Genomic DNA, 14,206 nt, shown 5'->3' on the forward strand with positions numbered 1-14,206 from the left:
GGATGTGTACACCCGCCCGTCGGTGCTGGTTCGTGCTAGCGGTCGGGCGTGGCGATTACTTCTTCAGCCAGGGAATGAGGTTGGTGATCTCGGTGGGGAGGGTGGCTGAGGTGATGAGATGGAACAAGCTGCCGAGGACTGCGGCAAGGGCTCCCAGGATCGCGATGACGCCCACTGTCGATCCTGCGGTGGATCCGGCGACGGATCCGGCCATGGAGCCCGCTGGCGTGGAACTACCGGTGCTTCCGGGGATCGGGGTTTCGGTGATCGGTTCGATCTTGAAGATGGAGTCAGCAGTGCCGTAGTTGCCGCTGGTCGGCTTGTTCACCCCGTAGATGGTGCCCTTATCGTTGGTCGCGAGATCATTCGGATAGAAGCCGACGTCCAGATTTCCGGTGATCTCCAAGGTTTCTGCATTGATGACAGTGACGGTGCCGCTGCCGCGGTTGACTACGAAGACACGGTCGCTGGCGGGATCGTAGATGGCGTCGAGAGGGTTTGCGCCGGTGACGATGGTAGAGATGACGGAACCGTCGGAAAGGTCGATGACATCGACGGTGGAGGGGTTCTGGTTGGCGACGAACAGGTGGTTGCGTTTGGTGTCTAAGGCGACTCCGCCGCCTCTGGGGGTGTCATCGCCGGGGAGATCGTAGACGGTGGTGGCGCCGTCAGAGATCGAGATGCGGGCGGCCTTGCCGTTCTTGAATCCGACCGTGTAGATAACCTGCGCCTCGGAGTCGAAGCGCAGTTCCATCGCTCCTGAGAATCCGGGGGTCGCGAGGGAATCCATCTGAGTGAGGGTGTTTCCATCGAATACCGCGATAGATTCCTCGGAGGAGGTTGGGGTGGAGACGTATGCACGTCCGGTGGCTTCGTCAACGGCGATGGCGCGCGGATGGGGTACGGATCCCGCGGGGAATTCCTTCAGTAGTTCACCGGAAGTGGCGGAGTATGCGCTGACGGAGTCGTTGAGGGTGTTGGTCACCCAGAGGATGTCGCGAGCGTCATCGATGGCGAGTCCGAAGACCTTGGCGGCATCCGTTCCCGTTGTGCCGTCGGCGGTGACTGGGGTGTAAGTGGCCTCGATGTCGAGGGTGTCGGCGTTGACCTTGTAGATCGAGGTGGGATTCTCTGATCCGAAGAACTGGGAGCGGGTGACGAACAGTGCGTTCTGTTTGGCGGAGTAGGCGACCTGATAGAGGCCGGGGCCCAGTTCCTTTGAGGTGACGGCGAATCCGTCGGTGTTTTTCAGTGGGGAAGCGGGGGAGATCGTCGCGGTGTCATCGAAGGTGGTCTCCGTCTCGGACCCGGAGACTCTGGCTGTGACGGACAATTCCTGCCCGATCAGCGCGGGGTCATTCGGGATGGAGAGCCCGGGGATCGTGAGGTTGCCGCTGTCATCGACGGTGTGTGTGACACCGTCGGAGAGCAGGTTGAGATCGCCGGCGCTGACGCGGGTGATGACGGAACCGGGCTTGAGGTTGAGAATGTGGATGGCGAGATCCGTGGTACCGATGGCGGTGTTCTCCACTTCGGGGGCTTCTGTGCTACCGAAGGTGATCTGTGGGTCGAGCTGTTCATCCGCGCTGACCGTGTTCGTGCCGTCAGAGAGAGTGACCGTGTGCTGGACGCCACCTGCGACAGCGGGCGCCATTCCGACGACGCGGCCGGTGTAGGTACCGTCCTCGTTGACTGTTGCGGTGGGTGCGATATTCAGGCCACCCGCGTGGAACCCGACGGGTTCACCGTCGATCAGCGCTGTCAGCGTGGCACCGGGGGTGAGGTTCGTCGCGGTGACCTCGAAGACGGCGGCGGTGATGTTTCCGGCGGGGTAGGTGTAGGAATACCTAATTGTTACCGCAGCCGTGGAAGCGTCGGTTTCTGCCGCGATGACCTGCGGCGCGGTGACTGTGGTGATGCCGGTGGAGAGGAGCGCGGCGGTTGCGAGCGCCGCGATGGCACGACGTCCGAGTGTGGTGTGGTTCAGTGTGTGGGCCAAGGGGGACTCCAGAGGTAGGAAATGAACGGACATGCTGCAGGCAAGTGATGTACAGAGCCTCACCTAACTTAAGTCAAGGTAATTCCACCACTGTGTTGTTGCAAGTGTGCGGCAACCTTTGTGGGAGGGGTTGGGCCTGTCGATGTCATGTTTCCTGTGTCGCACGGGGGCCGACCGGTCGGACGGGGGTAAAACCTGTCCAGTTATAGAAAGCTAAACCTGTCGAGCTATAGTTAGGGTTGTGCCGCGGATGTCCGCCGTCACAATCGACTACACGCAGGGGTCGGTACCGCCATGCCGACCCGCGTCTGACCAGGAGGCCCCCGTGACCCCAGACATGACAATGGCAGCATCAGGAAATGCCTCGTGGATCCTTATCTCCGCGTCTCTCGTCTTGCTCATGACCCCGGCCCTGTCACTGTTTTACGGTGGCATGTCAAGCCAGAAGTCCGTGCTCAACATGATGATGATGTCCTTCGGTTCGCTCGCGGTAGTCACCGTCATGTACATCCTCATCGGGTGGTCGATGTCCTACGGAACCCAGTCGCTTGGTGGTTTCGTCGCGAATCCGTTCCAGTACTTCGGTCTGAAGGATTCGATCGTCACCCCTGATGGAAGCTACATTGAGGGCGCCAATGGATATGCGAACGTGCTTGATATCGGATTCCAGCTCACCTTCGCCGTAATCTCCTGTGCCCTCATCTCCGGTGCATTGGCTGATCGCGTGAAGTTCACCCCGTGGCTGATCTTCACCGCGTTGTGGGCAACCTTCGCCTACTTCCCACTCGCTCACATGGTGTGGGGTGGCGGCCTGCTCAGTCACCATGACGGCAGCCTGTCCGCCCGACTCTTCGGAACCGTTATTGACGACGGTGAGAAGATCGCCCGAATTGCCCCCATCGACTTCGCGGGGGGCACCGTCGTCCACATTTCGGCAGGTACCGCAGCGCTGGTACTCGCGATCATCGTCGGACACCGGCGCACCTTCCTGAAGAGTGTGCAGCGTCCTCACAACCTACCCATGGTGATGATGGGTGCAGGCCTTCTGTGGTTCGGCTGGTTCGGATTTAACGCGGGATCCGCTTTTGCCGCAGACGGTACAGCGGGTCTGGCCTGGCTCAACACCACGGCCGCTGCAGCGGCCGGTATCGGTGGCTGGTTGATTGTGGAGCGCATTCGGGATGGTCGGGCGACCTCCCTCGGAGCCGCTTCGGGTGTCGTTGCCGGGTTGGTTGCCATCACTCCGGCTGCTGGTGCTCTCACCCCGGTGACTTCACTGATCCTGGGGGCCGTGGGCGGCGGACTGGCCGCACTCGGGGTCGGGCTCAAGTACCGCTTCAAGTTCGATGACTCACTTGATGTCGTCGGTGTCCACCTCGTTGCAGGTCTCTGGGGGACGGTTGGTGTCGGTCTCCTCGCTACCGATGTCGGCTGGTTTACCGGAGGCGGATGGGCAGGATTCCAGTTGTTCATCATCCAGATCCTCGTTGCGCTCGCTGCGATGGTGCTCTCCGGGCTCGTCACGGTAGTCATCGCCGTCGCTATCAAGGCCACCATCGGTTGGCGTATCGACCCGGAGGATGAGCATAACGGCATCGACTTCGCCCTCCATGGCGAATCCGCGTATGAGCAGGCCGGTGGACACGTCCGCTGAGTCTGTCCTACCCGCCTGCCACGGGCGGTAGAGTGTCCGGGAGAACCAGCGCCCGGACCTCCAGCAACGCTTCCCACAGCGATTTCCCCAGGAGAATCAGATGAAACTCGTCACCGCCATTGTCAAACCCTTCACACTCAATGACATCAAGAACGCTCTCGAACAGATCGGCGTCCACGGAATGACCGTGACCGAGACGCAGGGCTTCGGCCAGCAGAAGGGGCATACTGAGGTCTACCGTGGAGCGGAATACGCCGTTGACTTCGTACCGAAGATCCGAATTGAGATCGTCACCACCGAGGACCGCACCGAGGATGCCGTCACGGCCATCGTTGAAGCTGCCCGGACCGGTAAAATCGGTGACGGAAAGGTCTGGGTCACTCCGGTCGATGAGATCATCCGCGTCCGTACGGGTGAACGCGGAACTGACGCGATCTAGGAAGCAGTGGTGCAGGACATGCCTGTGGAACGTCCGGTGCAACCCAGCGCGCCGGAGCTCCGGGAAAAGGCGTTCACCCGGGCGCTGGGAATCATCGGAAACATCGATGTTCCAGCCGGTTGTGCCCTGGCGGCCACCGGATCTTTGGCCCGTGGAGAGCTTACGCCACAGTCGGATATCGACCTGATGCTCCTGCACACCGGCTCTCCGCCACCTGAAGCTGCGGAGATTTGGTATCCGGTGTGGGATGCCCACATCCGGCTCGATCATTCGGTACGGACTCCGGATGACTGCGTGAGTATCGTTGCCGAGGACACCACCGCGGCGCTCGGGTTACTGGATTTGTGTCATCTCGCCGGGGATGAGGATCTCCTCGCCGACGCCCGCCACCGGGTTCTGAACCAGTGGCGGCGCACACTACCCAAACGTTTCAACCACATCACCGACACAGCTATCGAGAGGTGGCGCAGATCAGGGTCCGTCGTCGCGATGACCCACCCCGATCTCAAACATGGCCGAGGTGGACTTCGGGACGGGGAACTGATCAATGCACTTGCTCTGGGGAATCTGTGCGACGCGCCACCACTTGCGGAACAGCGTGGCCTGCTGCTTGACATCCGGACCCTGCTGCATGACGAGGCTCGCCGTCCCCGGGATGTTCTCGACCCTGAGTTCGCCCACGACATAGCCCTACGACTCGGCTATCCGGACCGCTACGAGCTCGCCCGTGCGATTGCCCGCGCAGCTCGGGCGACCGATGACGCCCTGACCTCGGCGTTGGCTACCGCACGTTCGATCCTCCCGACGCCGGGCGGTATCCGGCGTACCCCCCGGCGTCCTCTCGACGTCGACGTCGTTGACGGGGGCGGATACATCACACTGTCCCGTGATCCTGATATGGATGACCCGTGCCTCGTGCTGAGAGTTGCAGCAGCAGCCGCACGGACGGGGCTTCAGGTACCCGACGCGGTCTGGCAGCGATTGACCCGTGTTCCCGCACTTCCCGACCCGTGGCCGGCTCATGCGGCTGACGATTTCGTGGCGCTACTGGCATCCCCGGAGCACACCGAGACGATCATTGATGGGATGGACAGGCATGGCCTCTGGACACCCCTGGTGCCCGAATGGTCCCGGATCCGTGGACTCATGCCCCGCGAACGCAGTCACGTGCACACCATTGACCGCCATCTGATTGCCACCGTCCGTAGCTGCGCGGAAACCACGGTGACGGTGGCCCGCCCGGACCTGCTGCTCCTCGCCGCACTGCTCCATGACATCGGTAAAGGAACGCGGCGACCACATTCTCAGGTGGGGGCGGAGATCATCGCCCGGATGACGGCGCGCATGGGGCTCGGATTTCGGGATCGCTGCTGTGCCCAGAACCTTGTTGCACAGCACACAACGCTGATGGCGTTCGCGTTGCGCAGGGATCCGACGGATCCGGAGACGGTCCGCGCGCTTCTCGACGCCGTCGGCTACGACCTCCTGACCCTCGACCTGCTGCAGCAGCTCACTCGTGCGGATGCCCTCTCGACGGGTCCAGGGGTATGGACGCCCCGCGTGGCACAAGCTGTGAACTGTCTCGCTGAGGGAGCCAGGCGGGCGCTTACCGCTATTGTAGCCACCCGCCCGTTCGTCACAGCTCCCACGCCCCTCGGACTGATGCCCCGGGAGAACGGAGAACTCCGGGTGCACTGGCGGGGCGGCTATCAGCGTGAAATCGTCCGTATCCTCGCCCTCATCGCGGCAAAGGGGTGGAACATTCAGGGATCACGGATGGTGAGTGATCCCGCTGACGGAAGTTGTCGGGCGGAGTTCGACGTTCGACCGCGTGCTGTGAAGCGCCCGGCGGACATTGATGAGGGGGCGTTTATCCAGGCCTACGCGTCAGGCGTGTTCTCTACGCTTCCGGAGGTCCGTCCAGCGGCCACAGCGACGGCCTGGACTGGCCGTACGCTGGAAGTCCGTACTGTCGACCGTCCTGGGGTCATCGGAGCGGTGATGAGCGTTTTGCCCGAGATCGACTGGATGGAGGCAGCTACGCCCGGAGCCACGATGGTCGCCCGGTTCCGGTTGCGGGGCGGAACTGCGGATCGTGCGCGTATCGAACGGGATGTCAATCGGGTACTCAACGCTGCTTAGCGTGGCGGGAGTGTCGGCCACCTGCAGATAGGGTGCTGTGCCTCGGTGGGATACCATGGTGGAATTACCAGTGTTGTCGAGCCGCCCAATAGGGGAGTGGAACGTGTTTGAGTCTCTGTCTGACCGGTTGACCGGAGCCCTGAAGGGCTTGCGGGGCAAGGGCAAACTGAGCGAAGCCGACATCGCCGCTACCGCGCGCGAGATCCGGCTGGCTCTGCTTGAGGCTGACGTCTCCCTGCCCGTCGTACGTGGTTTCGTCAAGCGCATCAAGGAGCGTGCAGCGGGTGCGGAGGTTTCCGAGGCACTTAATCCTGCGCAACAGGTCATCAAGATCGTCAACGAGGAACTCGTCGGTATCCTCGGCGGGGAGACCCGTCGTATCCGACTGGCGAAGACTCCGCCGACCGTTATCATGCTGGCGGGCCTTCAGGGCGCGGGTAAGACCACGCTCGCTGGTAAGTTAGCCCATCATTTGGGCAAGCAGGGACATACCCCGATGCTCGTCGCCTGTGACCTGCAGCGGCCGGGTGCCGTCCAACAGCTTCAGATCGTCGCCGAGCGGGCCGGGGTGCCGTGCTTCGCACCGGATCCCGGGACCGCCGTGGATTCCTCCGATCATGAGATGGGCACCTCCCACGGTGATCCCGTCGATGTTGCCCGCCGCGGTATCGAGGAAGCACGGGCGAAGCAGCACGACGTCGTGATCGTGGACACCGCCGGACGTCTGGGTATCGATGACACGTTGATGACCCAGGCACGGAACATCCGGGACGCCGTAGATCCGGATGAGGTTCTCTTCGTCATTGACTCAATGATCGGTCAGGATGCCGTCCAGACCGCGGAGGCGTTCCGTGACGGGGTGGACTTCACCGGTGTCGTGCTCACGAAGCTCGACGGTGATGCGCGTGGCGGTGCGGCGCTCTCCATCCGTGAGGTCACCGGCAAGCCCATCATGTTCGCCTCCACGGGTGAGAAGCTGGAGGACTTCGATGTCTTCCACCCCGAGCGCATGGCGAGCCGAATCCTCGGTATGGGTGACATGCTCACCCTCATCGAGCAGGCCGAGTCCATGCTCGACCACTCCAAGGCGGAGGCCACGGCCGCGAAGCTCGGGTCCGGGGAACTTACCCTGGAGGACTTCCTCGACCAAATGCTGATGATCCGTCGCATGGGGCCAATCGGCAATCTGCTGAAGATGCTGCCCGGCGGCAAGCAGATGAACGAGATGGCCGACATGGTCGATGAGAAGCAGCTCGACCGTATTCAGGCCATTATCCGGGGTATGACTCCGGCGGAGCGGGCCGATCCCAAGATTCTCAATGCCTCACGACGCAAGCGTATCGCCGCTGGTTCCGGTGTCACCGTTTCTGATGTGAATCAGTTGGTCGAGCGATTTTTCGAGGCCAAGAAGATGATGGGGCAGATGGCTGGCCAGTTCGGTATGCCTGGGATGAGTCGGAAGGCGACGAAGAAGAAGCCCAAGGGCCGCAGGAAGAAGAACGGCAAGCGCAAGCCCCCGAAGAAGGGACCCTCGCAGCCGCAGATGCCGGGCGGTATGCCCGGTGGCATGCCGGGAATGCCCGGGATGGGTGGCGCAGGCATGCCGAGTATGGAGGAGCTGCAGGCACTCCAGGAGCAGATGGGCGGCGGTGGGAAGCTACCCGGGCTCGGCGGGCTGGGTAAACTCCCTGGTATGCCGAAGATGCCCAAGGGGATGGAGAACATCGACCTGGACAACCTGGATTTCGGCCAGGGTGGGAAGAAATAGGGCGTCAACCCCATGAAGGTCAGAACAAGGTGGTCTGACCTTCCGGCGTGGGCGGAGAACCGAAACGGCGTCTCGCTGCCCGCTCAGTGACCCCCAGGTGGGTGGCGATCTGCGCCCAGGTTGCGCCCGAAGCAGATGCTCTGGTGACGGCGTTCCGGAGACGTTCTCTGGCTTCGGCTTCTTCTATGCTGGCTCGCTGAACCCGCAGCAGATCCCGAGCCACACGTTCACTTGTGTTCATGTGGCTCAACTCTGCCAGAGTGCTGTGCCACTTCGGGAAAGGCACGCACACGGGCAGCGGCGTTGGCACTAGCTTCCAGTAACTGGTATCATGTCAAAGGTTGTCGCAGCATCATATCTTGGTGTTCGCAGTTTGCTCCCCCTACCCGTGCATAATGGGCAGATTTGGGAATGAGCATGGCAACCGACAACTGACTTTCCTGCGTTACACCGTCCCCGACCCCGGTCGAACGGTGGTCACGCGCAGGTTAAATCCAAGGGCTGAACCGGCTCGCCGATCCGGCGGGTGTCCGTACTGCCCAGTGACCGTTCAACAAGAAGGAGCCCCACATGGCCGTCAAGATCAAGCTTCAGCGTCTCGGTAAGATCCGTACCCCGCACTACCGTATCGTCGTCGCCGACGCCCGCACCCGCCGCTCCGGCAAGGTTATCGAGAACATCGGTATCTATGAGCCGAAGGCCGATCCGTCCGTCATCAAGATCGATTCCGAGCGCGCACAGCACTGGCTGTCCGTCGGTGCACAGCCGACCGATCCGGTTCTCGCCCTGCTCAAGGTGACCGGAGACTGGCAGAAGTTCAAGGGCCTGCCGGGTGCCGAGGGTACCTTGCGTGTCGCTGAGGAGAAGCCCAGCAAGCTTGACCTGTTCAACAAGGCTCTGGCCGAGGCGAACGAAGGCCCGAGCGCTGAGGCCATTACCGAGAAGAAGCGCAAGTCCCGCGCTGAGAAGGAAGAGGCCGCCAAGAAGGCTGCCGCTGACGAGGTCAAGGCCGAGGACGAGGCTGAAGAGAAGGCCGCAGAATAAATCTGCCGTGGTTGTCCGCTTCACTCTCTCCGGGGCGGGTAGACACAAAGCCCGTGGTACACCCTATACGGTGCGCCACGGGCTTTTTCGTATTCAGCTCCGTTGAGTAATCCCCAGCATTTCTGATTGAACTGGATACCGGGATCGGGATGGTCTTCCGATATGAGGGGGAACGGCATCCGCGATTTTCCCATCGGTGAGGTGAGCACACTCTGCTTCTCTCAGGGCATCGGCGGTTCGATGTTTGCGCGAGAGACGCGTCCGGCTGTCTTCGGCGTCGTGCCGTCGAACGGATCATCCGGCTGTCAGGACAACAAGAGACATCCTCTCGGGACAGGTTGTTGGTTCCCGTCCACGAGAGGATGCCTCGGTGTGTCTACTCAGGCCCGGTTACGCACTGGTCCGTGAACCATCCGGGTCATGAGGGATGGCTGTCAGTCCTTTTTCCAGCCGATGTTCTCGACGGGGAGGACCGCGAAGCCGAGAGCACCAGTGTTGACCAGACCATCCTTGACAGCGTAGATGTCCGCACCGTTGCTGGTCGGAATCAGGCCATAACGTTTGAACGCATCGACTTCGAGTTCGTTCGCGCGCTTGATCTGTTCCTTGGCGGTCGGTAGTTCCTGCAGTTCCTTGATCTTCTCATCCAGCTCGGGAGTACCGGTACCGGACAGATTCAGTTGAGAGTTCGACAGATAGGTCTGGCCGAAGTAGGCGACTCCGTAGGGATCTGAGGAGTTGAATCCCATCGGGAAGATCTCGAAATCCCGGTTGGTGTAGACATCGGAGAACTCCGAGGACGGCCGCTGCTTGATCTCGAGATCGATGCCGATGTCCTTCATCATCTTCTGCGTGGCTGTGGCCTGTGCCTTCGATGCCTCATTGTCGCCGATGAGGGTGTACGTCAGGTGCAGGCTCTCGCCGTCCTTCTCCCGGATTCCGGAGGATCCTTCGGTCCATCCCGCCTCTTCCAGAAGTGCCTTGGCGGCTTCGGGATCAAAGGTTGCCGCCTCGGAGAAGTTGTCCTGGTAATTCTCCTGGAACGGGTAGATGGTCAGAGAGCCGGGAGGGGTCTCCGAGTACGGGGTTCCGTTGAAGCGGATCTGCCCCAGCAGCTCGCGGTCGAGGCCGCGTGCGATGGCTTCACGGACCTTGATGTCACCAAGTGCGCCGGCTTCGGAGTTGAGGGTGATGAGTGCATTGGCGGTGCGGGTCGCCATGCGAAGATCGATGCCGTCCATGTTCTCGACGGTTGCATAGCTCTCGCGGCTGCTGGCGCCGACTACATCGATTTCACCGTTCTTGAAGGCGTTGATCGAGGCCTGGTTTTCCATCTGGCGGTAGATGCGGCGATCAAGTTTCCCCTTCGGCCCCCACCACTTGTCATTGCGCACGAAGACCGCTTCACCCTTGTTGAAGTCGATGTTCTCGACGGTGTAGGGACCTGCACCCCACTCCGGGTGAACTTCCTTCAGGTAGGAGTTGTAGTTTGCCGGGTCAGCGAGTGCGGGGTGGGCGATCTGGTTGAACAGACCCTCCCACCATGGGTACACACCGTCGAAGGTGATGACGGCCTGTTTCGGGGTGTCGCCCGCTTTCACGGAAGTGATGCGCTCGTAGCCGTCGGTTGCACTCGGGGTGTAGTCGTCGGACTCGCCGTTATTGATCTTCCAGGTCGTCTCAAAGGCGGACCAGTCGATGTCGGAGCCGTCGTTCCACTTCGCGTCATCGACGATGGTGAACGTGACGATGGTGTTGCCGTCGACGAGTTTGTCCGTGACCTCGGAAATGTAGCTCGGGTTCGCGGTGTAGTTGCCCTCGCCGTCGAACAGGGCGATCTGGGGGTTGTACCAGTTCCAGAGCGTCACGACGGGTGCGGAGGCGTCAGCGTGGAATCGGTTCTGCTGCTCGGGGATCTCGTAGATGGAGGTGACCAGTTCACCACCGTCCTTGATGTCGTCGCGTTCCGTTGGTGCGTAGTCTGAGGCAGCGACCTTGACGGCGTCAGTACTCGACGCGGAACCGGACTTGGAGGAACTCGACGAACCACTGTCTCCCGAGCAACCGGCGAGCATGAGGGCGCCGGCGGCGAGGGCGGCCGTCAGTTGGAGGACGAACTTGTTGGGTTTCACGGTATGCGAGGTCCTTCTCTGAGTGAGCGGGGTGGCATACAGGGACCGGCTGATCCCAGACGCCGAAATTTCCCGTAGCTTAACCCGTTTTTCATCACACGTTTGGATTTCGGGTGATGTCAGTCACCCGACGCCGTAATTCCCATCACGATATTGATTGAGTGGGCCCCCTTTTACCTCGGTAAAAACGTCGGAGGTCAGCACTAAAAAATCTCTCAGGTGCTACCTTTGGGGGTAATTTGAAGGGGTGATGGGGATTTGGGTCATCGGTGTCAACGGTTCCGGTAAATCCACGCTTCTCGGAATGCTGACCGATCCTTCGGTTCTGGGGTCCGGTGTCCGTCTCGGGCGCATCGACCAGGCACGCGAGGTATTCCATGGTTCCGAACCGCTCGTCGACGTGTTCGGTGCGGAGAAACCCGATCTCGCCACCGTGGAGCTACGGCCCCTGCTCGTGAGTTCGGTTTCACCGGGGACCACGTCCACCGCGTCTGCGACTCCCTCTCACCGGGGGAGCGGACCCGCGCCGCCCTCGCGCACTGCTGCAGGTGCGCGGAACCAACGTGACCGGCGACTGGCAGAAGTTCAAGGGCCTGCAGGGGCCCGGGGGCATCCTGCGCGTCGCCGAGCCGAAGCCCAGCAAGCTGCTGGGCCTGTTCAACGCCGCGCTCGCCGAGGCCAACGAGGGCCCCTCCGCCGAGGCCATCACGGAGAAGACGCGCAAGTCCCGCGCCGAGAAGGAAGAGGCAGCAAAGAAGGACGCCGCGGACGAGGTCAAGGCTGAGGACGCTGCTGAAGAGGCAGCAAAGAAGGACGCCGCGGACGAGGTCAAGGCTGAGGACGCTGCTGAAGAGGCTGCCGCTTCCGAGGAAGCCGCTGCTGAGTAGTCAGTATCAGTGATTCCGGTTATCCGGTGCACACAATAAACCCCAGGTACGCATGAGCGTCCTGGGGTTTATTGTTGCTTACGTCTTTTGCTTTAAGGTTCAAGCAGCGCCGCGTTGGACGACCCGTCAGGGGCCCAGCGTGGCGCTGCTATAACTCACCCGAGATTAGAAACGGGGGAGCTGGGGGAGCTGCGGAAGGTGGATAGCACCCAGCAACTGCTGTGCGGGGTAATGGAAGATCCACGCCAGGCCGCCCAAGAGAGCTGCGATAGCGGCAAAGATACCAAGGAGTCCGGCGCTGCTCGATGTCGAGCCGGGGGTGCTGCCGTTATCCTGAGTCTTCTTCGGGCTGATACGCAGCAGCGTGTCGCCGCCCTGGAGTTGGGCACGGCTGGGGGCAGTGGTGACAAAGAAGTGCCCTGCACCATCGGTGGAGACATCGTTAGCCAAAGGGCCTACGGCCTGGTTGGATTCGATGGCGAAGGTGCCGGGGTTGATGGTGGTGAATGTACCCGATGTCCGGCTGACCACACCGATCGTGTCGATGGACGGGTCATATGCGACACCAAGGGTTTGCCCGCCGACCTCGACGCTATTGACAACGGCCCCGGTGTTCAGATCGATCGCGTACACAGCGGACGGGAACTGGCTGGCAACGTAGAGACGGTTGCGCTTCAGGTCAAGAGCTGAATAGCCGCGTCGTGATTCACCATCACCCGGCAGCGTAAAGAGGTCCATCTTTCCGGTTTCCGTGTTGATCCGTGCGGCGCTCGTCCCCTTCCAGTTGTTGGTGTAGAGGCTATGCGTCGCTGGATCCAAGACGAACTGCATCGTGCCGGCGTAACCCGGTGTCGGCAGGGAATCGAGCTTGGCGAAGGTCGTTGCATCGAAAACGGAGATGCTCTCCTGGTCGTGCTGGAGCGGCTCGGACACGTACACGCGGTTGGCGGCGGTGTCGATGGCGAAGCTACGCGGGTGATTGACCTCACCCGGAGCGCTGATGTGCTTGAGTGCACCCGTGGTGGCGTCGTAGATACTCACGGAGTCGCCGTGGCTGTTGCTCACCCAGATATTGTTGTGCACCTCATCGATAGCAATGCCGTGCGGCTGTGATTCGGTGGTGTTCTTCTTTCCGTTGCGGTCGATAGTATCGAAGCTCTTTTCCACCGCAAGCGTGTCGGGGTTAATGACGTAGATGGTGCCCGCATTGTCGCTATCGCGGGATGCGCGGGTGACAAACAGCTTGTTCATCGTCGGTGCGTAGGCGCTCTGATAGAGACCACGACCCAATACGGTGGACACGATCTCGTTGGCGCCGGGGTTGAGCACCGGCGACGGCGGTTGGATCTCCTCGTCAGTGTCGTACTCACGGGGCGTGGTTTCGCCGGGTGCGAGATAAGACACCTTGACGGTCTTATTGATCAGCGATGGATCGTTGGGGATGTGTACGTCGGGGATGGTGAGATTGCCCGCCGAATCGGTGACGTACGTGGCGTTGGGGGTAAGCCAGTTGGCACCATCGACACCGACTGCGGTGATCTTGCTGCCCGCGGCGAGGTTCTGCACCTTGACTTGCAAGTTCGTGGTGCCGATAGCGGTGTTTGCCAAGGTAGGGGCATCAGGGCTGCCCAGATTAAATAGCGGGTCGAGCATTGCGGTGGTCGTAGCCGTGTGCGTGCCGTCGGTGATTGCGATGGTGTGCTCGATACCACCGAAGATCTCGCCGGCCTTGCCGGTGATTTCCACAGAAGCGCTCTCCGCGGAGTCGATGGTCCTGGTCGGCTTCAGTTCGTCCCCTTCAAACCAAAAACTAACGGGCTTGCCGTCAACGGTTGCGGTGAGGGGCACTCCGGGGGTAAGTCCGGTGACCGTGACGAAGTAACCGGCATCAATGCGGCCGAAGCTCGTCACGTAGGTGTACGAACTCGTGACCGCTGCGGTCGGTGCCGTGGCGGTGTCGCTTGCTGCGTCGTTGTGCGTGGTTTGGGCGTAGGCGGTGGGTGCTACCGCAGGGACGATCGCGAAGATAAGGGCCGTAGATGCAAGCGCTGCGAGAGCGTGCCGACCGGCGCGGGTGGAACGAGAAGGCAAAGCCATGGAAGTCTCCATATGTGTTTATTGAATGGGGAACCATGAGCGCG

At 61.4% G+C, this 14,206-nt stretch carries 9 protein-coding genes and 1 pseudogene; 6 read left to right on the forward strand and 4 right to left on the reverse strand.

Translation table 11 applies throughout. The annotated features are described in order from the left end of the window. Positions 1 to 55: 55 nt before the first annotated feature. Positions 56 to 1,999, reverse strand: a complete 1,944-nt coding sequence (locus QWU43_RS02175; RefSeq protein WP_370917021.1) for a hypothetical protein — start codon at positions 1,997 to 1,999, stop codon at positions 56 to 58. A 337-nt stretch (positions 2,000 to 2,336) separates the two neighbouring features. On the opposite strand from QWU43_RS02175, the gene QWU43_RS02180 reads away from it, so the two are divergent. From QWU43_RS02180 to ffh, 4 genes are all read left to right on the forward strand, one after another. Next, positions 2,337 to 3,653, forward strand: a complete 1,317-nt coding sequence (locus QWU43_RS02180) for an ammonium transporter (RefSeq protein ID WP_370917195.1) — start codon at positions 2,337 to 2,339, stop codon at positions 3,651 to 3,653. Between the two features lie 100 nt (positions 3,654 to 3,753). After that, positions 3,754 to 4,092 (forward strand): P-II family nitrogen regulator, encoded by a 339-nt coding sequence (locus QWU43_RS02185; RefSeq protein ID WP_370913898.1) that lies wholly within the window; start codon positions 3,754 to 3,756, stop codon positions 4,090 to 4,092. 18 nt (positions 4,093 to 4,110) lie between these two features. Further along, positions 4,111 to 6,234, forward strand: a complete 2,124-nt coding sequence (locus tag QWU43_RS02190; protein ID WP_370917022.1) for a [protein-PII] uridylyltransferase — start codon at positions 4,111 to 4,113, stop codon at positions 6,232 to 6,234. A 103-nt stretch (positions 6,235 to 6,337) separates the two neighbouring features. After that, positions 6,338 to 8,002, forward strand: coding sequence for a signal recognition particle protein (gene ffh / locus QWU43_RS02195; protein WP_370913900.1), 1,665 nt, complete (start codon positions 6,338 to 6,340; stop codon positions 8,000 to 8,002). Positions 8,003 to 8,021: 19 nt separating this feature from the next. On the opposite strand, the gene QWU43_RS02200 is transcribed toward ffh, so the two are convergent. Continuing rightward, the gene (locus QWU43_RS02200) at positions 8,022 to 8,243 is read right to left on the reverse strand and encodes a hypothetical protein (protein WP_370913901.1); all 222 of its coding nucleotides are present in this window, start codon (positions 8,241 to 8,243) and stop codon (positions 8,022 to 8,024) included. A gap of 329 nt (positions 8,244 to 8,572) precedes the next feature. On the opposite strand from QWU43_RS02200, the gene rpsP reads away from it, so the two are divergent. Next, positions 8,573 to 9,046, forward strand: coding sequence for a 30S ribosomal protein S16 (gene rpsP / locus QWU43_RS02205; RefSeq protein ID WP_370913902.1), 474 nt, complete (start codon positions 8,573 to 8,575; stop codon positions 9,044 to 9,046). 434 nt (positions 9,047 to 9,480) lie between these two features. Here the strand turns inward: rpsP and QWU43_RS02210 are convergent, their stop codons facing one another. Next, positions 9,481 to 11,121, reverse strand: coding sequence for an ABC transporter family substrate-binding protein (locus QWU43_RS02210; protein WP_370917196.1), 1,641 nt, complete (start codon positions 11,119 to 11,121; stop codon positions 9,481 to 9,483). 569 nt (positions 11,122 to 11,690) lie between these two features. On the opposite strand from QWU43_RS02210, the pseudogene QWU43_RS02215 reads away from it, so the two are divergent. Continuing rightward, positions 11,691 to 12,065: pseudogene (locus QWU43_RS02215) on the forward strand (hypothetical protein); the annotation flags it as partial. A gap of 165 nt (positions 12,066 to 12,230) precedes the next feature. Here QWU43_RS02215 and QWU43_RS02220 read toward each other — a convergent pair. After that, positions 12,231 to 14,162: a hypothetical protein gene (locus tag QWU43_RS02220; protein ID WP_370917023.1), complete on the reverse strand. Its 1,932-nt coding sequence runs from the start codon at positions 14,160 to 14,162 to the stop codon at positions 12,231 to 12,233. Between the last annotated feature and the right edge of the window lie 44 nt (positions 14,163 to 14,206).

Source organism: Corynebacterium sp. CCM 9204, assembly GCF_041357695.1.
GTDB lineage: Bacteria > Actinomycetota > Actinomycetes > Mycobacteriales > Mycobacteriaceae > Corynebacterium.

What these genes read in the sequence shown, in the direction of transcription:
- QWU43_RS02185 (WP_370913898.1), top strand. Translation starts at nt 3,754, where the DNA reads ATGAAACTCGTCACCGCCATTGTCAAACCCTTCACACTCAATGACATC.
- QWU43_RS02210 (WP_370917196.1), bottom strand. Translation starts at nt 11,121, where the DNA reads ATGCTCGCCGGTTGCTCGGGAGACAGTGGTTCGTCGAGTTCCTCCAAG.
- QWU43_RS02200 (WP_370913901.1), bottom strand. Translation starts at nt 8,243, where the DNA reads ATGAACACAAGTGAACGTGTGGCTCGGGATCTGCTGCGGGTTCAGCGA.
- QWU43_RS02220 (WP_370917023.1), bottom strand. Translation starts at nt 14,162, where the DNA reads ATGGCTTTGCCTTCTCGTTCCACCCGCGCCGGTCGGCACGCTCTCGCA.
- QWU43_RS02190 (WP_370917022.1), top strand. Translation starts at nt 4,111, where the DNA reads ATGCCTGTGGAACGTCCGGTGCAACCCAGCGCGCCGGAGCTCCGGGAA.
- QWU43_RS02180 (WP_370917195.1), top strand. Translation starts at nt 2,337, where the DNA reads ATGACAATGGCAGCATCAGGAAATGCCTCGTGGATCCTTATCTCCGCG.
- rpsP (WP_370913902.1), top strand. Translation starts at nt 8,573, where the DNA reads ATGGCCGTCAAGATCAAGCTTCAGCGTCTCGGTAAGATCCGTACCCCG.